The 23,069-nt window shown below is 65.2% G+C and carries 17 protein-coding genes; 4 read left to right on the top strand and 13 right to left on the bottom strand.

Going from position 1 to position 23,069, the window contains the following annotated elements:
• The first annotated feature begins 18 nt into the window (after positions 1–18).
• Entirely contained in the window at positions 19–1,536 is a 1,518-nt protein-coding gene (locus OEG81_RS08140) for an FAD-dependent oxidoreductase (protein ID WP_264132221.1), read from the top strand.
• A gap of 126 nt (positions 1,537–1,662) precedes the next feature.
• On the opposite strand, the gene OEG81_RS08135 is transcribed toward OEG81_RS08140, so the two are convergent.
• The 3 genes from OEG81_RS08135 to guaA form a co-directional block, all read right to left on the bottom strand.
• Positions 1,663–2,088 carry a type II toxin-antitoxin system VapC family toxin gene (locus tag OEG81_RS08135; RefSeq protein WP_264132220.1) on the bottom strand — a complete coding sequence of 142 codons (426 nt, stop codon included), beginning with the start codon at positions 2,086–2,088 and terminating at the stop codon, positions 1,663–1,665.
• A complete protein-coding gene (locus OEG81_RS08130; protein ID WP_264132219.1) occupies positions 2,085–2,333 on the bottom strand; it encodes a FitA-like ribbon-helix-helix domain-containing protein in 249 nt (82 codons plus the stop codon). Before OEG81_RS08130 ends, OEG81_RS08135 begins: the two co-directional genes overlap by 4 nt.
• A 459-nt stretch (positions 2,334–2,792) precedes the next feature.
• Positions 2,793–4,379: a glutamine-hydrolyzing GMP synthase gene (gene guaA, locus OEG81_RS08120; protein ID WP_264132218.1), complete on the bottom strand. Its 1,587-nt coding sequence runs from the start codon at positions 4,377–4,379 to the stop codon at positions 2,793–2,795.
• A 109-nt stretch (positions 4,380–4,488) separates the two neighbouring features.
• Between guaA and OEG81_RS08115 the strand changes: the two genes are divergently transcribed.
• The 3 genes from OEG81_RS08115 to OEG81_RS08105 are packed head-to-tail and all read left to right on the top strand — an operon-like array spanning position 4,489 to position 7,037.
• Positions 4,489–5,673, top strand: coding sequence for a YbfB/YjiJ family MFS transporter (locus OEG81_RS08115; RefSeq protein ID WP_264132217.1), 1,185 nt, complete (start codon positions 4,489–4,491; stop codon positions 5,671–5,673).
• A gap of 42 nt (positions 5,674–5,715) precedes the next feature.
• Positions 5,716–6,504: an alpha/beta fold hydrolase gene (locus OEG81_RS08110; RefSeq protein WP_264132216.1), complete on the top strand. Its 789-nt coding sequence runs from the start codon at positions 5,716–5,718 to the stop codon at positions 6,502–6,504.
• Positions 6,505–6,563: 59 nt separating this feature from the next.
• Entirely contained in the window at positions 6,564–7,037 is a 474-nt protein-coding gene (locus OEG81_RS08105; protein WP_264132215.1) for a GNAT family N-acetyltransferase, read from the top strand.
• A 53-nt stretch (positions 7,038–7,090) separates the two neighbouring features.
• On the opposite strand, the gene guaB is transcribed toward OEG81_RS08105, so the two are convergent.
• The 10 genes from guaB to OEG81_RS08055 all read right to left on the bottom strand — a co-directional run bounded on the left by guaB (position 7,091) and on the right by OEG81_RS08055 (position 23,057).
• Positions 7,091–8,551 carry an IMP dehydrogenase gene (gene guaB, locus OEG81_RS08100; RefSeq protein WP_264132214.1) on the bottom strand — a complete coding sequence of 487 codons (1,461 nt, stop codon included), beginning with the start codon at positions 8,549–8,551 and terminating at the stop codon, positions 7,091–7,093.
• Between the two features lie 97 nt (positions 8,552–8,648).
• Positions 8,649–12,704: a phosphoribosylformylglycinamidine synthase gene (gene purL / locus OEG81_RS08095; protein WP_264132213.1), complete on the bottom strand. Its 4,056-nt coding sequence runs from the start codon at positions 12,702–12,704 to the stop codon at positions 8,649–8,651.
• Positions 12,705–12,785: 81 nt separating this feature from the next.
• Positions 12,786–13,343, bottom strand: coding sequence for a transcription elongation factor GreB (gene greB, locus OEG81_RS08090; RefSeq protein ID WP_264132211.1), 558 nt, complete (start codon positions 13,341–13,343; stop codon positions 12,786–12,788).
• Between the two features lie 55 nt (positions 13,344–13,398).
• On the bottom strand, positions 13,399–14,229 hold the full coding sequence (locus tag OEG81_RS08085) for a 3',5'-nucleoside bisphosphate phosphatase (protein ID WP_264132533.1): 831 nt from the start codon (positions 14,227–14,229) through the stop codon (positions 13,399–13,401).
• A gap of 32 nt (positions 14,230–14,261) precedes the next feature.
• Positions 14,262–15,218: an alpha/beta fold hydrolase gene (locus OEG81_RS08080; protein WP_264132210.1), complete on the bottom strand. Its 957-nt coding sequence runs from the start codon at positions 15,216–15,218 to the stop codon at positions 14,262–14,264.
• 71 nt (positions 15,219–15,289) lie between these two features.
• On the bottom strand, positions 15,290–16,684 hold the full coding sequence (gene lpdA / locus OEG81_RS08075; protein WP_264132209.1) for a dihydrolipoyl dehydrogenase: 1,395 nt from the start codon (positions 16,682–16,684) through the stop codon (positions 15,290–15,292).
• 9 nt (positions 16,685–16,693) lie between these two features.
• Positions 16,694–18,088: a dihydrolipoamide acetyltransferase family protein gene (locus OEG81_RS08070; protein WP_264132208.1), complete on the bottom strand. Its 1,395-nt coding sequence runs from the start codon at positions 18,086–18,088 to the stop codon at positions 16,694–16,696.
• A 2-nt stretch (positions 18,089–18,090) separates the two neighbouring features.
• Positions 18,091–19,179, bottom strand: coding sequence for an alpha-ketoacid dehydrogenase subunit beta (locus OEG81_RS08065; RefSeq protein ID WP_264132206.1), 1,089 nt, complete (start codon positions 19,177–19,179; stop codon positions 18,091–18,093).
• Positions 19,180–19,181: 2 nt separating this feature from the next.
• On the bottom strand, positions 19,182–20,414 hold the full coding sequence (locus OEG81_RS08060) for a 3-methyl-2-oxobutanoate dehydrogenase (2-methylpropanoyl-transferring) subunit alpha (protein WP_264132205.1): 1,233 nt from the start codon (positions 20,412–20,414) through the stop codon (positions 19,182–19,184).
• A gap of 132 nt (positions 20,415–20,546) precedes the next feature.
• Positions 20,547–23,057 (bottom strand): DNA internalization-related competence protein ComEC/Rec2, encoded by a 2,511-nt coding sequence (locus OEG81_RS08055; RefSeq protein ID WP_317135378.1) that lies wholly within the window; start codon positions 23,055–23,057, stop codon positions 20,547–20,549.
• Positions 23,058–23,069 lie beyond the last annotated feature (12 nt).

Genomic DNA, 23,069 nt, shown 5'->3' with positions numbered 1-23,069 from the left:
ACACATATTGGAGCCGGCATGACAAATCATCCGATGACCGACGTTTTGATCTGCGGAGCTGGCGCGGCCGGCCTCACCCTCGCCATCGAGCTTGCACGACGCGGCGTCTCATTCCGATTGATCGAAAAGATGGCCGAGCCGTTTCCAGGGTCGCGCGGCAAGGGCGTCCAGCCGCGAACACAGGAAATCTTCGAGGACCTTGGCATCCTCGACAGGACGATGGCGGCCGGAGGACTCTATCCACGGCAGCGCGTCTACCGCGACGACGGCAGCCACCTTGATTCAGACATGGCCGAGCAGATCGATCCGACTCCGGCCGAGCCCTATCACCTGCCATTGATGATTCCGCAATTTCTGACGGAACGCACCATGCGCCAGCGGCTGAACGAGCTGGGCCACCAGGTCGAGTTCGCCTGCGAACTGATCGGCTTCGAGCAGGACGGCAGCGGCGTCAGCGCACGCCTTGCGGGCCCATCCGGCGAGACGACCCTTTACGCCCGCTATCTCATCGGCGCAGATGGCGGGCGCAGTTTCGTGCGGAAGACATTGGGCATGGACTTCTCCGGCAAGACGCTGGGCGTGCATGCCCTTGTGGCGGATGTCGTGCTGACGGGACTGGAGCGCGATGCCTGGCACCAGTTCAATAGCGGCGACATGGATCGGATGGTCGCCATCTGCCCGCTGGCTGGAACCGACCTCTTCCAGATCCAGGCCCCGATCCCCCCGAATGCGCAGGCCGACCTTTCGGCCGAAGGGCTGACCGCCCTGGTCGCTGACCGAACAGGACGCACGGACATCATTGCGCATTCGGTCTCCTGGTCCTCGGATTACCAAATGAACGCGCGACTGGCCGAGCGCTATCGTGTGGGGCGGGTGTTCTTGATAGGCGACGCGGCGCACGTGCATCCGCCAACCGGCGGACAGGGACTGAACACCAGCGTGCAGGATGCCTACAATCTGGGCTGGAAGCTCGCGGCCGCGCTGAAGGGGGCAAGAGAAGACGTGCTTGACAGCTATGAGACCGAGCGTCGTCCGGTGGCCGAGGCCGTGCTCGGGCTTTCGACCCGGCTGCTCGATGCCCAGAAGCAGAGCGGAATGCGCCGCGGGCGCGAAGTGCTCCAGCTTGATATCGGCTACCCCGACTCGCCTCTCTCCAAAGAACTGCCCGAGCGCAAAGACGGCATCCGGGCTGGGGATCGCGCACCGGATGCCCGGATCCGGGGCGCGGCGGGCCAGCCATCGCGACTGTTCCAGTTGTTTCAAGGGCCGCACTGGACGCTGCTGATCCATGAGGCCGGCGATACATTGATCGAGCCGCGTCCAGGATTGCATATCCACCACATCGGCTCGAGGGGCGATGTTATCGATGCCTGGGGACACATCCGCGACGCCTATGGGCTGGCGCCGGGCGAATGTGTGCTGATCCGTCCGGACGGCTACGTCGGCGTAACTTTCGATGCGGAGCGGATCGCGGAGCTGGAAAGCTACCTGGCCCGCATGGGGTTGGCGCAACTTGAACAAGAAGCGAAGCAATAAGGGCCGCGAAAAGAACTGGAAGTCAGGGGACCCAATCCAAGGTACCCGCCCGGGCGACACCGTCACGCCCTTGCAATTTTTTGTTGAGATCGGTGTGTGTCGTGCAACCCTGCACGAATAACTGCTTTACTCTTGATCTTCCCAAGGACTGATGACTTTCACGCCGGCCGCCAGGAACGGGCTTACGTCCCTTGTCGCCACGCTGAAACCGTTATCCAGAGCAATCGCCGCGATGATGGCATCAGCCGCTTCGATGCCGCTGCCAGACTTGCGGGCGGCTGCCAGCACATCGGCATAGGCGCGTGTGCAAGCCATATCAAACGACAGCACCCGGCCCACAAATACCGGCAACACCTGGTGTTCGATGTTGTCACTGAGCACTGTCCGGCGCTTACCTGCGGGCATCAGGGCAACACAGGCCCGCAGTTCAGCCACGGTCATGGATGCCAGATAAAGCGTTTCCAGCGGCTGACGATTCAACCAGTCAATCACCGATTCATCGGGTACGGCTCGAAATTGCTCCGATATAACGTTTGTATCCAGCAGAATCATTCAAAACTCGCTGCGCGGGCGGGTGAATGGTCACGGTCAAAAACCGCCATTTCTTCGTCGGTCAATTTCACCTTGCGCCCGATGTCTGCCAGCAGGTCGCCCAGCTTTACCCGGCCTTCCGGTTTCACGGCGGTAGCCAATATTTCGCACATCTCGGCTTGCAATGTACGGCCGTTCTGCGCCGCCCTGACCCGGATGGCACGATGCACCTCTTCCGGCACATTCCTGATCGTTACTGCTCTCATGTTCTAAGCCTCCTTTTGATTGCTGTGAAATCAATTATACAAACTGCATTCAAGCAGTTCAAGGGCTGCCGACCCCGCCCCTTGCGCTGGTTTAGCCTGTCTCTCTTTCGACGATGGCGTCCTTCCCCGACATAGCATCGCAGTTGGTGATCTGCACCTGACCCAGCCGATAATCCTTGGTTTGCTCGTCGGCGACGTAGTTCACCAGGACGGCAAAGTCGGACTTGCCCAGCGACGCAGATGTACATGATTGGCGATCATCAGCCAGCCTCCGAATTTTTAGCGGCTAAAATTTCAAGGCTCGGCCCTTGGCCGCACCACGGCTCTCATGACGCGCCCCATTTCGTCCTGCGTGGTCTCGATGCTGTCCAGCAGCGCCAAAAATACAAAAAAGCCCGCTATTACGCGGGCTTAGCGGCTTTTCATGCCATCAGGTGCCTGGCCGTGCCAGACGCGGGATCATTCCCACTCAATCGTCGCCGGCGGCTTGCTCGACACATCGTAAGTGACCCGATTGATTCCGCGCACCTCATTGATGATCCGCGACGACACCTTCTTCAGCAAGGCATAAGGCAGTTCCGCCCAATCCGCCGTCATGAAGTCCGACGTCTGCACGGCGCGCAGCGCCACCACGTAATCATAAGTGCGGCCGTCGCCCATCACACCGACCGACTTGACCGGGAGAAAGACGGCAAAGGCTTGCGAGGTCAGGTCGTACCAGTTCTTGTTGCTGGTCGAGTCCACGGTTTTGCGCAGCTCTTCGATGAAGATGGCGTCGGCGCGGCGCAGCAGGTCGGCGTATTCCTTCTTGACTTCGCCCAGGATGCGCACGCCCAGGCCGGGACCCGGGAAGGGATGGCGGTACACCATGGCGGGCGGCAGTCCCAGGGCAACGCCCAGCTTGCGCACTTCGTCCTTGAACAGTTCGCGCAAGGGCTCGAGCAGCTTCAGGTTCAGGGTGTCCGGCAGTCCGCCCACATTGTGGTGGGATTTGATGGCCACAGCCTTGCCGGTCTTGGCGCCGGCCGATTCGATGACGTCGGGATAGATGGTGCCCTGTGCCAGCCAGCGTGCATTGCTCAGCTTGCCCGCCTCGGCCTGGAAGACTTCGACGAACTCCTTGCCGATGATCTTGCGCTTGGCTTCAGGGTCGGACACGCCCGCCAGCTTGCCCATGAATGCATCGGTGGCGTCGACGTGTATCACCTTGATGCCGAAATGATCCGCAAAGGTGGCCATGACTTGCTCGGCCTCGTTCAGGCGCAGCAAACCGTGGTCGACGAATACGCAGGTAAGCTGGTCGCCGATGGCCTTATGGATGAGCGCCGCGGCCACGGACGAATCCACGCCGCCCGACAAGCCAAGAATGACCTCGTCGCTTCCAACCTGGGCGCGGATGTTGGCCACGGCCTCTTCGACATAGTCGGGCATGTTCCAGTCGCGGCTGCAGCCGCAGATCTCGGTGACGAAGCGCGCCAGTATGGCTTCGCCCTGAAGCGTATGCGTGACTTCGGGATGGAACTGCACGGCATAGAAGCCGCGCTCTTCATCGGCCATGCCCGCGATGGGGCAGGACGGCGTGGAGGCCATCAGCTTGAATCCGGGGGGCAGCGCAGTGACCTTGTCGCCGTGGCTCATCCACACCTTGAGCATGCCGTGGCCCTCGGTGGTGATGAAGTCCTGCAAGCCGTCCAGCAGGCGGGTATGGCCATGGGCGCGCACTTCGGCATAGCCGAATTCGCGGTGATCGGACCACTCGACCTTGCCGCCCAGCTGGGACGCCATGGATTGCATGCCGTAGCATATGCCCAGCACCGGCACACCGGCCTCGAACACCTTGGGCGGCACCTTCAGCGACTCTTCGGAATAGGCCGATGCGTGGCTGCCCGAAAGGATGATGCCTTTCAAGCCCTGCTGCGCCAGAATGAACGCATCGTCGACGTCGCCCGGATGTATCTCGCAATACACGCCGGCTTCGCGGACGCGGCGCGCGATGAGCTGGGTGACTTGTGAACCGTAATCGAGGATGAGGATACGCTGGTGCATGGCTGGAAAAGGAAAAAAGAAAGCAAGGCGTTAATGTAACGTATTGGGCACGATTACGCTGGCGAAACCAGCCTGCAAGGGCTACAGTTTCGGGTAACAAGGAGCATCAATGCAACACAAGCCATCCGCCATTTTGCTGTCGATTTCAGGTTTCATCGCGCTGGCCGTCGCCATGGGGATCGGGCGCTTCGCCTTCACCCCCCTTCTGCCCATGATGCAAAGCGATGCCGGTCTCGATCTGGCGCAGGGCGGATGGCTGGCCAGCGCCAATTACCTGGGATACCTGGCCGGAGCCCTGACGGCCGCCATCGTGCCCGGCTCGCCGGCCGCCCTATTGCGGCTGGGCCTGGCGCTGGTGGTGGCCACCACGGCGCTCATGGGCATCACCGACGGCTGGGCGGCCTGGCTGGCCTGGCGATTCATCGCGGGGCTTGCCAGCGCATGGGTATTGATCAGCACCGCAACGCTATGCCTGGCGCGGCTTGCCGCGCTGGGCCAGTCCCGGCGGGCCGGACTGGTGTTTGCGGGCGTAGGCACGGGCATCGCCATGGCCGGCCTGCTATGCCTGGGCCTGGACTTGTCCGGCGCATCCTCGGCGCAAGCGTGGCTGGTCCTGGGCTCGGTGGCGCTGGCGGGCACGGTTGCCGCCAGACCCCTATGGGCCGTGCCTTTCAGCGTCCCGGCCAGCCACGAAAGCCCCCAAGAAAACCAGGGCCTGGGCAGGCATTGGCGGCTTATCGCCTGCTATGGCCTGTTCGGCTTCGGCTATATATTGCCGGCCACCTTCCTGCCCGCCCAGGCTCGCCTGCTGGTCCAGGATCCCGCCGTTTTCGGGCTGGCCTGGCCCCTGTTCGGCCTGGCGGCGGCCGTCTCCACCTTGTTGGCAAGCAGGCTGGCCGCCCGGTATGGGCGCCGCAAGGTGTGGGCGGCGGCCCAGTTCGCCATGGCCGCCGGTGTACTGCTGCCGGTCCTGGCATCCAGCGTCACCGCCATCGTCCTGGCCGCAATCTTCGTGGGAGGCACCTTCATGATCGTTACCATGCTGGGCATGCAGGAAGGCCAGGCGGCCGGAGGCCGGCATGCGCGCAAGCTGATTGCGGCGCTGACCGCCTCGTTCGCCGCCGGGCAACTGGCGGGGCCGATATTTTTCAGCATGACTCATGTCTGGTTCGATGCCGGTCTGGATTTCGCCCTGATCCTGGCCGCCGTGGGCCTGCTGCTTGGCACAGCCCTTCTACGAACGCCTGTCCCGGCGGCAAGCGCAAGCAAGGATCCGGCCGCGCCGCCGTGCTGACCGCCGCCCGGCCGCGAATCCGTCTACTCCGGAGTTTGTCCCATGATCCCTCTCCCGCCTTCGGCTCAAACCTTCGTCCTGGTGCATGGCGCCTGGCACGGAGGCTGGTGCTGGTCTCGTGTGGCCGCTCGCCTGCGCGACGCCGGACACACGGTATTCACCCCCACGCTGACCGGCCTGGGCGAACGCAGCCACCTGCTCGATGCCGGCATCACCCTTCAGACCTTCATCGACGACATCGTCAATGTGCTGACCTGGGAGGATCTGAACGATGTGGTGCTGGTCGGCCACAGTTTCGGCGGGCTGGTGATCACCGGAGCGGCCGACGCCATGCCACAGCGCCTGCGCCATCTGGTCTACCTGGATGCCTTCATACTGGAAAGCGGCGTCAGCACCTTCGACACCCTGCCCGTGGAACTCGTCGCCAAATTGCGCTCGGCGGCGCAACAGCAGACGGGCGGGGCAGCGGCGCTGCCGCCACCCAAGCCCAAAAGCCTCGGACTATTCGAGCCGGACGATGTCGCCTTCGTGCAGCACCGCCTTACGCCCCAGCCTTTGCGCAGCTATGAGACCGCGCTGCAATTGCGGCAACCGGTGGGCAATGGCCTGCCCTGCACGTATCTGAACTGTGCGAATCCATCGTTTGCGGGAGTGGACGATGCACGCAATTGGGCCCGGAATCGTACCGGCTGGCGCTGGGAGGATCTGGACGCAGGCCACGACGCCATGGTTTCCGCGCCCGGTCTGGTCACCGAGGCATTGCTGCGCGCAGCCCAGGCGGGACAGGCAAACACCGCAAGGCTTGAAACCGAGAGATCCGAAGAACCCTGAAACACTTCATGCCGCCGGAACAAACGCCATAGCCGCTCTTCAGCAATACGATTCTTTCCATGTCCATTCCCATAGAAATACGGCCTGCCAGACTACCGCAAGACCTTCCCATAGTACGCACGCTGTTCCGCGACTACGCCGACAGCCTGGACATCGACCTTGGCTTCCAGGATTTTGAAGCGGAGCTCTCCGCCCTGCCCGGGAAATACGAAGCGCCCGCCGGACGCATACTCCTGGCATGGCGAGGCGGCCAGGCGGTGGGCTGCATTGCGCTGCGCCCCCTTCAAGACGGCGGCTGCGAAATGAAGCGGCTGTTTGTACGGCCCGATATGCGTGGAGAGCGGCTGGGTCGAAGGCTGGCGGAACGCCTGTGCCAGGAGGCGCGCGAAGCCGGCTACACCCGCATCTACCTGGACACGCTGCCCACCATGGCCGCGGCGGTCGCGCTTTATACCGCGCTGGGCTTCGAACCGGCCGAGGCCTATGTATTCAATCCCATTCCCGGCGCGCTGTTCTTCAAACGGGAACTCTAAGAAAAACGGCGCGCCATGTTTCCATGGCGCGCCGTTGCCGAACCGAAGCAGCCTTAATCGGCGCGGTAGTTGGGCGCTTCCTTGGTGATCTGCACATCGTGCACGTGGGATTCGCGCACGCCCGCCGAGGTGATTTCGACGAATTCGGCCTTGGTGCGCATTTCCTCGATGGAGGCGCAGCCGCAATATCCCATGGATGCGCGTATGCCGCCGATAAGCTGATAGATGATGGCGATGACACTGCCCTTGTAGGGCACGCGGCCTTCGATGCCTTCAGGCACGAGCTTGTCGACGTTGTTGGCGGGATCCTGGAAGTAGCGGTCGGCCGAGCCGTCGGCCATGGCGCCCAGGCTGCCCATGCCGCGATAGGACTTGTACGAGCGGCCCTGGAACAGCACGACTTCGCCGGGAGACTCTTCAGTTCCCGCGAACATGCCGCCCATCATGCAGGCGGATGCGCCGGCCGCCAGAGCCTTGGACACATCGCCCGAATAGCGGATGCCGCCATCGGCGATCAGGGGAACGCCCGTGCCTTCCAGCGCCTTGGCGACGTCGGCAATGGCGGTGATTTGCGGGACGCCCACACCGGCCACGATGCGCGTGGTGCAGATGGAGCCCGGGCCTATGCCGACCTTGACGCAATCGGCGCCGGCCTCGACCAGCGCCTTGGCCGCCGCAGCCGTGGCGATGTTGCCGCCGATGACCTGTATCTTGGGGTAGTTCTTCTTGACCCAGCGCACGCGCTCGATGACGCCCGCGGAATGGCCATGGGCGGTATCGACGACGATGACGTCGACGCCGGCGTTGGCCAGTTTTTCCACGCGCTCTTCGGTGCCCTCGCCCACGCCGACCGCGGCGCCGACACGCAGCTGGCCCTGGCTGTCTTTGGAGGCAAAGGGATGTTCGGTGTTCTTGACGATGTCCTTGACCGTGGCCAGGCCGCGCAGCTGGAAGGCGTCGTTGACGATCAGCACGCGCTCCAGGCGATGCTTGTGCATCAGCGCCTGGGCTTCGTCCAGGGTGGCGCCTTCCTTCATGGTGATCAGGCGCTCTTGCGGCGTCATGATGTCGCGCAGGGGTACGTCCAGCCGGTCCTCGAAGCGCAGATCGCGGTTGGTGACGATGCCGACCAGCTTGCCGCCCTCGATGACCGGCAGGCCGGAGAAGCCATGCTGGCGCTGCAAGGCGATGGCGTCGCGCACTTTCATGGTGGGCGTCACGGTGACCGGGTCGATGACGATGCCGAACTCGTGGCGCTTGACGCGGGCGACCTCGCGGGCCTGCTCTTCGGCGCTGAGATTCTTGTGGATGATGCCGATGCCGCCTTCCTGCGCCATGGCGATGGCCAGGCGCGATTCGGTCACGGTATCCATGGCTGCGGAGACCAGCGGGATGTTCAGCGTGATATCGCGTGTGAAGCGAGTAGTCAGCGAGGTGTCGCGGGGAAGGACTTCGGAATACGCCGGGACCAACAACACATCGTCGAAGGTAAGCGCTTTTTTGATTAGACGCATAAACTAGCTCCGTGCAAAGCGAGATTATACGCTTAAGCGAGGGTATTTACCTAGCCGGCCGCCAGAAGGAAAAACCCCGCTTTCGCGGGGTTGCCCATCAGCCCAGCCAGACCCGCGCATTGCGGAACATGCGCAGCCACGGTGTGAATCCGCCGTGGGCGCTGCCCTTGCCGCCGGAATCATGCTCGCCCCAGCGCTCGGGAGCCCAGGACATGGCCACATTGCGCGTCACCCGCTCCGGGTGCGGCATCAGAACGGTGAATCGCCCGTCCGCCGTGGTGACGCCGGCCAGGCCTTGCGGACTGCCGTTGGGATTGTAGGGATACTGCTCCGTGCGCGCCCCGCGATTGTCCACGTAATTCAGAATGCCGTGCACCTTGTCCAGCGAACCCTGCCTGGAAAAGTCGGCATAGCCCTCGCCATGGGCGACGGCGATGGGAATACGTGCGCCCGCCATGCCCTGCATGAACAGCGAAGGCGAGTCGGCCACCTCGACCAGGGACAGGCGCGCCTCGTACTTCTCGGACTGGTTGCGGGTGAAGCGCGGCCAGTGCTCGGCGCCGGGGATCATGCCGGCCAGGGCCGCCATCATCTGGCAGCCGTTGCACACGCCGAGCGCGAAGGTGTGGGGGCGTGCGAAGTAGGCGGCGAACTGATCGGCCAATTGCGCGTTGAAGCGTATGGTGCGCGCCCAGCCTTCGCCGGCGCCCAGCACATCGCCATAGCTGAAGCCGCCCACGGCGACCAGGCCCTGCACATCGGCCAGATTGGCCCGGCCCGACAGCAGGTCGGTCATGTGCACGTCCAGGGCTTCGAAGCCGGCCTTGTCGAAGGCCCAGGCCATTTCCACCTGGCTGTTGCAGCCCTGCTCGCGCAGTATCGCAACCCGGGGACGTTTGCCCGTGGCGATGAACGGCGCCGCAACGTCTTCCTGGGGATCGAACGGGACGATGGGCGACAGGCCCGGATCATTCTTGTCCTGCCAGGTATCGAACTCCGCCTGGGCGCAGGCGGGGTTGTCGCGCAGGGCCATGATGCGGCGCGACACTTCGGACCAGATCTGCCCAAGCTCCGCGCGCGGCTTCTGGTAGATGCACTTGCCGTCGCGGTAGATCTGTATCTCGTCCGTGCCGTTCAGGCTGCCCATCACGTGGGAATGGGCGGACAGACCGGCCGCGCGCAACTGCTGCAGCACCTTGTCGCGCTGCGCAAGCGGCACCTGGATGACCGCCCCCGCCTCTTCGGCGAACAAGGCCTTCAGGGTGAGCTCGTCGCGCTGGACCGAGATCTGCTCGGGGCGGATCTTGTAGTCGCCCCAATCGGCGGCATGCGGGTCGATGGTCAGCATGTCCAGGTTGATGGAGACGCCGACATGGCCCGCAAACGCCATTTCGCAAACGGTGGCCAGCAGGCCGCCGTCGGAACGGTCGTGATAGGCCAGGACATCGCCCTGCGAAGCCAGTTGGCGGACCGTCTTGAAGAAGGCCCCCAGGGACACGGCATCGTCGATATCGGGCACCGACTGGCCGGTCTGATTGAAGGCCTGGGCCAGGATGGAACCGCCCAGGCGCTGCCGCCCGAAGCCCAGGTCGATCAGAATGAGCGCGGTGTCGCCGGCATCGGTGCGCAATTGCGGCGTCAGCGTCGCCCTCACGTCGGCCACCGGCGCGAAGGCCGTCACGATCAGCGAGACCGGCGCCACCACTTGACGCGCTTCGCCCTCGTGATTCCATGCCGTGCGCATGGACAAAGAATCCTTGCCCACGGGTATGGATAGATCTAGTTGCTGGCACCATGCGCTGACGGCGGACACGGTGTCGTACAAGGCGGCGTCCTGGCCGGGCACGCCGCAGGCGGCCATCCAGTTGGCCGACAGCTTGATGTCCTTGAGCGACCGCACATCGCTGGCGGCCAGATTGGTCAGGGCTTCGGCCACCGCCATGCGCCCGGACGCGGGAGCATCGATCATGGCCAAGGGACTGCGCTCGCCCATGGCCATGGCTTCGCCGCGCACGCCTTCGTAGTCGGCCAGGGTGACGGCGCAATCGGCCACGGGAATCTGCCACGGGCCCACCATCTGGTCGCGGCTGCTCAAGCCCCCCACCGTCCGGTCGCCGATGGTGATCAGGAAATTCTTGCTGGCCACGGTGGGATGGCGCAGAACACGCTCGACGGCTTCCTCCAGGGGAATGCCCACCAGATCGATCTCGGAATGCGAGGCCTCCTGGCGCTCGACGTCGCGCGTCATGCGCGGCGGCTTGCCCAGGATGACGTCGATGGGCACATCGACGGGCCGCGGCTGCATGGGCTGCGTCTGCGCCGCGGCATCGGCGACACCGGGCAGGCCTTCGCCGTAGGTGACGCGCAATTGGCGCTCTTCGGTGGCCACGCCCACCACCGCATAGGGGCAGCGTTCACGCCGGGCGATCGCATCGAAGCGCGCCAGATCCTGCGGCAGGATGGCCAGGACATAGCGCTCCTGCGATTCATTGCTCCAGATCTCGGCGGCGGACAGGCCCGACTCTTCAAGGTGGACCTGCTGCAGTTCGAACAAGGCGCCCCGGCCGGCGTCGTTGACCAGCTCGGGAAAGGCATTGGACAGGCCGCCCGCGCCGACGTCGTGGATGGCGATGATGGGGTTGTGTTCGCCCTGCTGCCAGCAGCGGTCGATGACCTCCTGGCCGCGCCGTTCGATCTCTGGATTGCCGCGCTGCACGGAATCGAAATCCAGCTCGGCGCTGTTGGTGCCGGCGCTCATGCTGGAGGCCGCTCCGCCGCCCATGCCGATGCGCATGCCCGGGCCGCCCAACTGGATCAACAATGCGCCCGGAGGGATCGGATCTTTATGCGTCAGGCGGCCGTCGATGGCGCCCAGCCCGCCCGCGATCATGATGGGCTTGTGATAGCCCCAGCGCGTGCCGCCCGAAGCCTGTTCGAAGGTACGGAAATAACCCAGCAGATTGGGTCGGCCGAATTCATTGTTGAAGGCCGCGCCTCCTATCGGCCCTTCTATCATGATGTCCAACGGGCTGGCGATGCGATCCGGCGAGCCATGGGCGTCTTGCTCCCAGGGTTCGATGGCGCCGTCGAAGCGCAGGTTGGACACGGTGAAACCGGTCAGGCCGGCCTTGGGCTTGGAGCCCCGGCCGGTTGCGCCCTCGTCGCGTATTTCGCCGCCGGCGCCCGTCGAGGCACCCGGAAAAGGCGCGATCGCGGTGGGATGGTTGTGGGTTTCCACCTTCATCAGCGTGTGCACGGTGGCCGGATGGTGGCCGTAGACCGGCGACACGGCATCGCTGCCTGCATGGAACAGGGTCGCCGTCCCGCCCGACATGATGGCGGCATTGTCGGAATACGCCACCACCGTGCCCTCGGGCTGGGCGGCATGCGTCGCGCGTATCATTCCGAACAGGGTATTGGGCTGTTCCTGGCCGTCGATGACCCATTGGGCGTTGAAGATCTTGTGGCGGCAGTGCTCGCTGTTGGCCTGCGCGAACATCATCAATTCGACGTCGGTGGGATTGCGGCCCAGTTGCCGGAAGGCGGCTTCCAGGTATTCGATTTCATCGTCGGAAAGGGCCAGGCCCAGGGCGCCGTTGGCCTCGATGAGCGCCGCCTGGCCTTTGCCGACCACGTCTATGGTCTGTATGGGCTTGCCCGGGAGCGAGGCGAACAGGGCTCTGCCATCGAACGAGGCATCGACCACGGTCTCGGTCATGCGGTCGTGCAGGCAGGCGGCGATCTTTTCCAGTTGCGCGGCATCCAGCGGCCTGGCGCCCAGCAGCCCGCGGGACGGCGTCACCACATAGCGTATGCCCCGTTCGATGCGGCGTACCGCCGACAAACCGCAGTTGTGCGCGATGTCGCTTGCCTTGCTGGCCCAGGGCGATACCGTGCCCAGGCGGGGAATCACCCGCAACACCAATGAGTTCTTGCTTTCCTTGCTTGTATCGCCGGCGACACCGTAATCCAGCAATTGCTCCAGCCGGTTCTGGTCCGGCTGGCTCAAGGCCTCGTCGGTCCAGACATAGTGTTCGTAAAGGCCGTTGATGTCGGCGACCGGCAGGCCAAGGTCGGCAAACCGTTTCAGCAGGCGTTCACGGCGAAACGGCGACAAGACGGGGGAACCAAGGAAATACTGGATAGAAGTCACAATGCAATGCGGAAAAAGAGGGGGAAATGCCCCATTTTACCTGTTTGCCGTACACAGAAGGCTTATCGCGGGCCGGTGTCCTCAGTGATCCGGATAGATCACTTCCAGGATATCGAGTTCGTCGATGCCGGCCGGCGTGCGCAAGGTGACCGTATCGCCTTCGCGCGCCTTGAGCAGCGCCCGGGCCACCGGCGAAATCCAGCTGATCCGGCCTTGCAGCGGCTCGGCCTCGTCCACGCCGACGATGGTCACGCGGAACTCCTCGCCGGCCTTGTCGGAATACACCACGGTTGCCCCAAAAAAAACCTGGTCCTTGTTGGGCTGGGCGGCCGGATCGACCACTTCGGCGATCTCCAGGCGCTTGGTCAGGAAACGCATGCGCCGGTCGATCTCGCGCAGGCGCTTCTTGCCGTACAGGTAGTCGCCGTTCTCGGAACGGTCGCCGTTGGACGCCGCCCACGACACCACCTGCACGACCGAGGGACGCTCTTCATTCATCAGGTGGGCCAGTTCGTCGCGCAGGCGTCCATAGCCCTGCGTGGTGATGTAGTTCTTGGTGCCCGCGGGCAGCTTCACCGCTTCGGGGCCCAGGTCGTCGTCATCGTCGTTCTCGGACTCTTTGACAAAGGCTTTATTCATGGCAATACGGAAAACGGTATGGAAAAACCAGGGGACGGAGCCGACAGCCGAAGCTTCAGGCCCAATCGTGCCAGATGGGCTTCAGGTCGGCGGGCAAGGCGGGGATTTGTCCCAAGTCGAGCTTGCCCTCTTTGGGGCTGTGGAAATCCGATCCGCAAGAAGCCAGAAAGCCGTAGCGGCGCGCAACGCCCGCGTACTCGGCATACTGGTCCGGCGTGTGGCTGCCGGTCACGACTTCGATGGCCGTGCCGCCCAGTTCCTTGAACCGATCGAACAAGGCGTCGAATTGCAAGGGCGTGTAGTCGTAGCGGCCCGGATGGGCGATGGCGGCGCGGCCGCCCGCTCCGACGATCCAGCCCACGGCCTGCTCCAGGGTGGACCAATGGACGGGAACGTTGGCCGGCTTGCCGTCGCCCAGGTAATTGTCGAACACCGCCTGCATGGTCTTGCAATGGCCGCTGTCGACCAGGAAGCGGGCGAAGTGGGTGCGGCTGATCAGGGACGGGTTGGCGGCATAGGGCAAGGCGCCCTCGTAGCTGCCCGGTATGCCCAGCGCCGTCAGCCTGTCGGCCATTTCGCGCGCGCGCACGGCGCGGCCCTGCCGTATGCCGTCCAGCCCTGCCCGCAGGGCGGTGTCGCCTTCATCGACACCCAGGCCGAGTATATGCACGGTATGGCCGGCGAAGGTGACCGAGATCTCCACCCCGGTAATGAAGGACATGCCCAAGGCCTGGGCGCTGCGCCTGGCCTCGGCCAGGCCTGAAAGCTCGTCGTGATCCGTCAGCGCCCAAAGCTCCACGCCGTTGGCATGCGCGCGCGCAGCGACCTGCGCGGGCGACAGGACGCCGTCGGAAATCGTGGAATGACAATGCAGATCGACCTTGATACCTGGACTCCGGTTGAATACGTTAAAACAGTTTACGCCGCTTGCGCCAGCAGGAAATGCGCGACGGGATCGATCTCGTCGTCGCTGCGCAGCGTGGGTGCATGGCCGACCTTGGGCACGCTGTGCAGACTGGCGCGAGGATTGCGTTCGAGCATGCGCTTGGCGGTCTCCGAGGTAAGCAGGTCGGATTGCTCGCCCCGAACGATCAGTATAGGCGATGCAATGCTTTCGTAGGCCGCCCACAACACGGCTTCGGACGCCCTCACCCCGTCTTCGGACTGCCCGGCGAAAGGCTCGGCGATGCGCAGGTCGTAATGCTTGACCCATTGGTCGCCCTGCTGATTGAATACATGCCGGGTCAGTTCTTCCCAGCCCTGGCGGTCGTGCTGGCCGAATCCGGCCGATACGCTGCGCACATAATCGACCGCCTGCGCGAATGTGGCGAACTGCATGGGCTGCCCGACATACTCGGCAATGCGGACAAGCCCGGGAAAGCTGAGGCTGGGTCCGATATCGTTGAACACCATCTTGCCCAGGCGCAGGGTTTGCTCGGCCGGGAGGCCGAAGGGGCCGCGCGCCGGCCTGCCCGCGGCCGACATGGCCAGCGTTCCGGCCAGGCCCATGCCGATCAGGCCGCCCATGGACGTGCCCACCCAGTCCAACTGCGCGGGATCGAGCCGCGCGATCAGGGTCAGCATGTCGGCCACGTATTGCGGCACGACATAGCCGGCGGCATTGATCAGCCAATCGGACTTGCCCCGGCCCACGACATCGGGGCAGACCACCCGATAGCGGGATGACAGGCGCCGCGCCAGTTGATCGAAATCGCGGCCCGTGCGCGTCAGTCCGTGCACGCACAGCAGGACCCTGTCGTTGTCCGGATCGCCCCACTCCCAATACGCCATGCGGTGCGTGCCCGCGGGGCTTGCGCACATGACGAACTCCAGCCGGGGCTGCTGGGTTCCTTGTGATGGAGACGCCTGGGTCATGGGAATGCTCGCTCTCGTTCTGGCCGTTCTCAGCGGAAAGCCGATTGTAGCGTCAGATATTTCGGCACGGGTCAGATATGCAAGGCGTGGCCCAGCGCCCGCAGCGCCGCTTCCTGTACCGCTTCCCCCAGCGAGGGATGCGCATGTATGGTGCCCGCGACGTCCTCGAGGCGCGCGCCCATTTCCAGCGATTGGGCGAAGGCGGCACTGAGTTCGGACACGCCTCTTCCTACCGCCTGCCACCCGACGATCAGATGGTTGTCGCGCCGGGCCACCACGCGGACGAAGCCGTCGGTGGATTCCAGCGTCATGGCGCGACCGTTGGCCGAAAACGGGAATGCGGCGCTGATGCAATCCAGGCCGGCCTGCCTGGCCTGGTCCGGCGCCAGGCCGGCGACCGCGATTTCCGGATCGGTGAAGCACACGGCGGGAATGGCGGCGGGCGTGAATCGGCGGCGCCTGCCGGCGATGATTTCCGCCACCATCTCGCCCTGCGCCATGGCCCGGTGCGCCAGCATGGGCTCGCCGGTCAGGTCGCCGATGGCCCACACATTGCGCATGGAGGTCCGGCATTGGTCGTCGATGCGCACGGCACTGCCGTCCATGTCCAGCATCAGCGATTCCAGCCCTTCGCTGCGCGGCCGACGGCCCACGGCGACCAGCACCCGCTCCACCGGCAAGCCCGATTCTTCGCCCTGGGCATTCCGGATGCGCAATACCCGGCCCGCCTCGTCCATGCCCAGGACCCGGCTGGACAGATGCAGTGCGACGTCCAGCTTCTTCAAGGCGGCCAGCACCGGTCTGGAAAGATCGGCATCGTAGGCCGGAAGGATGCGGCCCTGCGCCTCGACGACGCTGACCTGCACGCCCAGCTTGCGATAAGCCATGCCCAGCTCCAGGCCGATATAGCCCGCGCCCACGACAGCCAGGCTGTCGGGCAGGCTGTCCGGAGACAGCGCCTGGGTGGACGACAGGACGGAGCCGCCGAAAGGCATGAAAGGCAGCTCGACAGGCTGGGAACCCGTTGCCAGCAGCAAATGTTCGCAGGCGATGCGCAATGGCTGCTCCGCGTTCTTGCCGGACCGGGCCACCTCGACCGTCTTGCCGTCGATGATGCGCGCCCAGCCCTGCACAAGCTGCACGCCGTTTTTCTTGAGCAGCGCCGCCACCCCGCCGGTCAGCCTGCCGACGATGCCGTCTTTCCAGGCCACCGTGCGGGCGACGTCGATACTGGGGGACGAAGCACGGATGCCCAGGGGCGAGCCGTCCACGGCCTGGACCAGTTGATGGAATTCCTGGGCCGCGTGTATCAACGCCTTGGAGGGGATGCAGCCGATGTTCAGGCAGGTTCCACCCACGTTTCCGCCTTCGACGAGCACGGTGGGTATGCCCAATTGGCCGGCGCGGATGGCGGCGACGTAGCCGCCGGGGCCGCCGCCTATGATCAGCAAAGTAGTCGATTGCATATCGGCCTTTTACTCCACGAACAGCAGGGCCGGGCATTCGAGCAGGCCGCGGATGCGTTGTATGAACTGGGCGGCGTGCATGCCGTCGACGACGCGATGATCGAAGGAGGAAGAAAGATTCATCATCTTGCGGGCGACGATGGCGCCGCCCACGATCATCGGGCGCTCGACGATGCGGTTGACGCCGACGATGGCCACTTCCGGATGGTTGATGACCGGTGTGGAGGCGATGCCGCCCAGCGCGCCCAGGCTGGTCAGCGTGATCGTCGATCCCGAAAGTTCGTCGCGCGTTGCGCTGCCATCGCGGGCCGCCTCGGCCAGACGGGCGACCTCGGCGGCGCAGGCCCATAGGTCCAGCGTTTCGGCATGGCGCAGCACGGGCACCATCAGCCCCGCGTCGGTCTGGGCCGCAACGCCCAGATGCACGGCACCGTATTGCGTGACCATGCCGGCCTGGTCGTCGTAGCGGGCGTTGATCTGGGGGAAGTCCCGCAAGGCCAGCACCATGGCACGCGCCAGCAAAGGCAGGATGGTCAGCTTGCCGCGCTTAGTCGCCCATTGTTCGTTCAGTCGCGCGCGCAAGGCTTCCAGCTCGGTCACGTCGATCTCCTCGACGTAGGCGAAGTGGGGAATGCGGCGCTTGGACTCCTGCATTTTCTCGGCGATCTTGCGCCGCAGGCCGATGACGGGAACTTGCCGCTCATCGTCGCGCCGCGCATGGGCGATGGCCCGATCCGCGCCGGCGGCGGCCGCCGGGACGCGCGCCGCATAGGCATCCAGATCGGCGTGGGTGATCTGGCCCGCATCGCCCGTGGCCGGAACGTACTGCAGTTCGATGCCCAGGTCCCAGGCGCGCTTGCGCACCGCCGGCGAGGCCAGCGGCTTGCCGCCCTGCGGCCGGGCGGGCGAGCCGGCGACGGACGGGCCTGATCCGCCCGCCGGTTTGGCCGCCTCATCGGCATCGGGCCGGCGGTTCCGCGCATCAGCGTCAGATCCGCCATCAGGCGAGGCGGCTCTTTCTATGCCCGAGTCGTCGGCCGCAGCCATCTCAATGCGCGCCGCATCATCGGCGGCCACGGCGGAAGCGGATGACGAGCCCACCCCCGAAGCCTCCGCCGGCCCCGGCGCGCGCGCGGAGGACGCCTTGCCGGCATTGCCCTCGCCTTCGACCTCCAGGCGTATCAGTTCGGACCCGACGGCCATGACTTCGCCCACCTGGCCACCCAGCGCCAGCACCTTGCCATGGACCGGCGACGGCACTTGCACCGTGGCCTTGTCGGTCATGACGTCGGCCAGCAATTGATCCTCGACCACGCTGTCGCCGGGCTGCACGTGCCATTCGACCAGCTCGACCTCGGCGATGCCCTCGCCGATGTCGGGCATTTTTATGATGTGCGTGCCCATGCTCATGCCTCCCTTCCCTGTCCGGCGGATTTCGATGGCTCGGCCGCCAGCGACCCGTCCATGGTTTTCCTGAATGCGCCGGCCAGGCGCGCCGGGCTGGGAAAGTAGGCCCATTCGTGCGCATGCGGGTAAGGCGTGTCCCATCCGGCCACGCGTTCTATGGGCGCTTCCAGATGGTAGAAGCAATGCTCCTGGATCAGGGTGGCCAGCTCGGCCCCGAAGCCGCTGGTTTGCGTGGCCTCGTGCACCACCACGCAGCGCCCCGTCTTCCTGACCGATGCCACGATGGTGTCCAGGTCCAGCGGCCACAGGCTGCGCAGGTCGATGATTTCGGCATCGATGCCGGACTCCCTGGCGGCGACTTCGGCAACGAAGACCATGGTGCCGTAAGTCAGCACGGTCAGGTCGGAGCCCGGCCGGAAGACGGAGGCGGACTCCAGCGGCACGGTGTAGTAGCCGTCGGGGACATTGCCCAGCGGATGCTTGGACCAGGGCACCACCGGCTGGTCGTGATGGCCGTCGAAAGGCCCGTTGTAAAGACGCTTGGGTTCAAGAAAGATGACCGGGTCGTCGCACTCGATGGCGGCGATCAGCAGGCCCTTCGCGTCGTAGGGGTTGGACGGCATGACCGTGCGCAGGCCCGTGACGTGGGTGAATAGCGCCTCGGGGCTCTGGCTGTGCGTCTGGCCGCCATAGATGCCGCCGCCGCAAGGCATGCGTATGGTCAGCGGCGCGATGAACTCGCCGGCCGAGCGGTAGCGCAGGCGCGCCGCTTCCGACACGATCTGGTCGGTGGCGGGATAAAAGTAATCGGCAAACTGGATCTCGACCACGGGACGCAAGCCGTAGGCCCCCATGCCCACCGCCGCTCCGACGATGCCGCCTTCCGAAATGGGCGCGTCGAACACGCGCGTCTTGCCATACTTGGCCTGCAGGCCTTCGGTGCAGCGGAATACACCGCCGAAATAGCCCACGTCCTGCCCGAAGATGACGACCTTGTCGTCGCGCTCCAGCATGACATCCATGGCCGAGCGCAGCGCCTGGATCATGGTCATGGGCGTGGTGGCCTGCTGTATCGAACGATTATCCATGATCAAACCCCCAATTGCTGGCGCTGGCGGCGCAGATGCCAGGGCATGTCCTTGTACACGTCCTCGAACATGGTCGCGACGCTGGATGTCTTGCCCGTGGCCAGGGTGCCGTGGCTTTCCGCCTGCTTCTGGGCGGCGATGACTTCGGCTTCGTATTCTTTTTGCGTGCGATGGTGCTCGTCTTCCGACCAGGCGCCCAGGGCGATGAGGTGCCGCTTCAGGCGGTCTATGGGATCGCCCAGCGGGAAACGGGCCCAATCGTCGGCCGGCCGGTACTTGGACGGATCGTCCGAGGTGGAATGCGGGCCGGCGCGATAGCTGACCCATTCGATCAGGGTAGGGCCCAGATTGTTGCGGGCGCGCTCAACCGCCCATCTGGATGCGGCATATACGGCCAGGAAATCGTTGCCGTCGACCCGCAGCGAAGCAATGCCGCTGCCGATGCCGCGCGCGGCGAAGGTCGTGCTTTCCCCGCCGGCCAGGGCCTGGAAGGTCGAGATGGCCCACTGGTTGTTGATGACATTCAGGATGACCGGCGCCCGGTACACGTGCGCGAAGGTCAGGGCGGTCTGGAAGTCGGCCGCGGCGGTGGCTCCGTCGCCTATCCAGGCGGAAGCGATCTTGGTGTCGCCCTGGATGGCCGAAGCCATGGCCCAGCCCACCGCCTGCACGAACTGCGTGGCCAGGTTGCCCGATATGGAAAAGAAGCCGCGCTCGCGCATGGAATACATGACGGGCAGCTGCCGGCCCTTCAGGCGGTCGGATTCGTTGGAGAAAAGCTGACACATCATCTCGGTCAGCGGCACGTCCTGCGCGATCAGCAGGTTCTGCTGGCGGTAGGACGGGAAGCACATGTCGCCCGGCGACAGGGCCAGCATCTGCGCCGCGCCTATGGCTTCCTCGCCCAGGCTTTGCATGTAGAACGACATTTTCTTCTGGCGCTGGGCGATCAGCATGCGCGCATCGTAGATGCGGGTCTTGATCATGATCTGCAGGCCCTTGCGCAGCAGTTCGGGAGCGATGGGATCCGCCCACGGCCCCACCGCCTTGCCCTCGTCGTCCAGAACGCGCACCAGCGTGTAGGCCAGGTCGGCGGTATCGGCGGCGGAGGTGTCGACGGGAGGTTTGCGGACGGCACCGGCGGGCGCCAGGCGCAGATAGGAAAAATCGGTGGCGTGGCCCGGCCGCCCGGAAGGCTCGGGCACGTGCAGCCGTAAAGGAAGTGCTTGTCTCATGTTTTGCTCGTGAAAATGTCTTGTGGAATTTTCTTGCGCTGCTTTGTTTGCCGCCTTGTGGGCGGATAAAAACATCATCGCCGATCCGGATTGAATTCGCAAGCCGTTCCTCCCGCCGCCCCGAACGGGTGATCAACGCGTCTGCCAATATCGCCGCGATGCCTGCCTGGCGCTGGTCGCCCGCAAGCCGCCGGCCGATGAATGCACCGTGACCGCGCCATGCCAGTCGCTGCGCCAGAACGCCGCGCCGCTGCGTTGCCAGCGGCTCTGGACATCGGAATTGGGGTGCCCGTAGCGGTTCCACGCGCCCGCCTGCGCCACGACGTGCCAGGCTTGCGTTTCGTTCACGAAGGCCGGGCTGGACGAGGACTTGGAGCCATGATGCGGCGCCAGCACGACATCGACGTAGCCCAGCCCCCTGTCCACCAGCGCCGCCTCTTGCGCAGCGCCGATATCGGCCGGCAGCAAGGCCGAGTGGTGTTCTCCGCGCAGGCGCAGGACGCAGGCCTGCGCATTGCGACGGCTGCCGTTCCCCGCCCGGGGGCCGTCCGGGTTCCCGAGCGGCCACAAAAATTCGAACGAAACCCCGTCTACATGCCAGGTCATGCCGTACTGGCAGGGCGACATCGCCAGGGGCAGTGGCGGCAGCTGGCCCGGCATGCCCAGCAACGCCGCCTCGCGCTTCAGGTAGCCGGCCAGGTCGAAGGAGCTGTAGGACTGCTGCACCGGCACCGCCTGCAGCAGGCTGCGCAGCCCGCCGGCATGATCGATGTCCGCATGCGAGACGATCAACGTGTCCAGCTTGACGATGCCTTGCGCATGCAGGAAAGGCCGGATGACGCGCGCGCCGTCGTCCGAGTCCGGCCCGCTGCGCAGGCCGGTATCGAATAAAAAGGCATGGCGCGCCGTCTGGATGACGATGGCGCCGGCCTGCCCCACATCCAGCGCATGCAAGGTCCATTCCCCTTCGTGGGGCCGCTTGGGCGGCCAGCACAAGGCCGGCATCATCAACAGCCAGGCCAGGCGCCGGCCCGGCAAGCCGTAAGGCAGCATCGCCGCCACCAGGCCCGACAGCGCCAGCGCGGTCAGCCACCAGGGCGCGGCCGCAACGGTGAAGCTGGCGGCGCGCCAATTGGACAGCCATACCGTGGGCGCCATCATCAGCTCCAGCGCGGCGTGGCCCAGCCAGGCCAGGCCCGAGGCCATGGCATCCAGGCCGGGAACGACGGCCGCGCCCGCCGACAGCAGCGCCAGCGGCGTGACGGCCAGGCTGATGACGGGAATGGCATAGGCGTTGGCCAAGGGTGATGCCAGCGAGACTTCGTGGAAGATGAGCGCCAGCAAGGGCATCAATGCCGCCGTGACCGCCAGTTGCAGGCGCGTCGCCCTGGCCAGCAAAATCCCGGCGCGGCGCCAGCGGCCGGGGGCCGCCCGACCTATCGGCTGGCCCCACCAGCCGCTGCTGGTCATCAGCACATAGACGGCGCCGAAGGAAAGCCAGAAGCCGCTGGCCAGCAAGGCCCAGGGGTCCATCAGCACCACCGCGAACGCCGCCAGCGACAACAGCCTCGATGCGCACACGGGCAGCCGCAGCACATACGCACCGGCCATCACGGCCAGCATCAGGAAGGTGCGGCGGGCCGGCACGCCCCAGCCGGCCAAGAGGCAGTACAGCCAGGCGACCAGCAAGGCCGCCAGCGCGGCGGCGACCTGGGCCGGCAGGCGCTCGGCCAGGGCATGGCCGCGCCAGCGCAGGCGCCGCCATAGCCAGTACGTCAGCGCGCCGCCCAGCGCCGCGATCATCGTGATGTGCGATCCGCTGATCGATACCAGATGGGTTATTCCCGTACGGTTGAACACCGTCCAGTCGGACGGCTCGACACTGGCCTGGTCCCCTATCGCCAGCGCCAGCAGCACCGCGCCGTAGCGCTTGCCCTCGAGGTGTGGCAGCATGGCGGCGCGCACCGCATGCCGGGCCCGCTGGGCGGCGATGGGCAGGCTGGCCCAGGGTTCGTCGCGAAGATAATGGGGCGTGCCGCGCACGCTGCCCGTGGCCCGCACGCCCTGTGCGAACATATAAGCTTCGTAGTCGAAGGCATGCGGATTGCGCAGGCCCCGCGGCGTCTTCAGGCTCAGCGCCATGCGCCAGACCTGGCCGGGCGCAATATCGGGTACGCCATCCGGCAGGGATGCAGGCGGCGCGGCATCGCCGCCTGCATCCCTGCCCCGGCCGTAGGGCCCCGACCAGGCCGCCAGCGGCCAGGAAACCTGGATGCGCGTAGGCACGCCCTCGGGCAGCGATGACAGCACCTGGGCCTGGAATTGGCGGCCCTCCGGCCCCAGTCGAGGCAGGCCGGCCACGCGCAACACGACCCGCGATACCTTGTTTTCGTTATGTTCGGCCAAGGCGTCCGCCAAACGGTGATCGGCACGAACGACGGTGAGCCAGAATCCCGCCAACCCGGCCCATAGCAACGCCCATATGCCTGCCCGGACGCGTTGCGGCAATCCAAGCACCAGCAAGGACAGCAGCACAGCCAGCGCCACCGCCGCCAACCCATGGGCCAAGCCCGGCAAGCCGGGCAGCCCATGCACCGCGCCGCTTGCCGCCACGAAAGCCAGCAGACCCATGCGTCCCGTCACGCCCATACGCTC

Origin of the sequence: Pollutimonas sp. M17, from assembly GCF_025836975.1 — a bacterium.
Classification (GTDB): domain Bacteria; phylum Pseudomonadota; class Gammaproteobacteria; order Burkholderiales; family Burkholderiaceae_B.
Note: the sequence above shows the minus strand (reverse complement) of the source record. Positions and strands in the feature narration are given on the sequence as shown.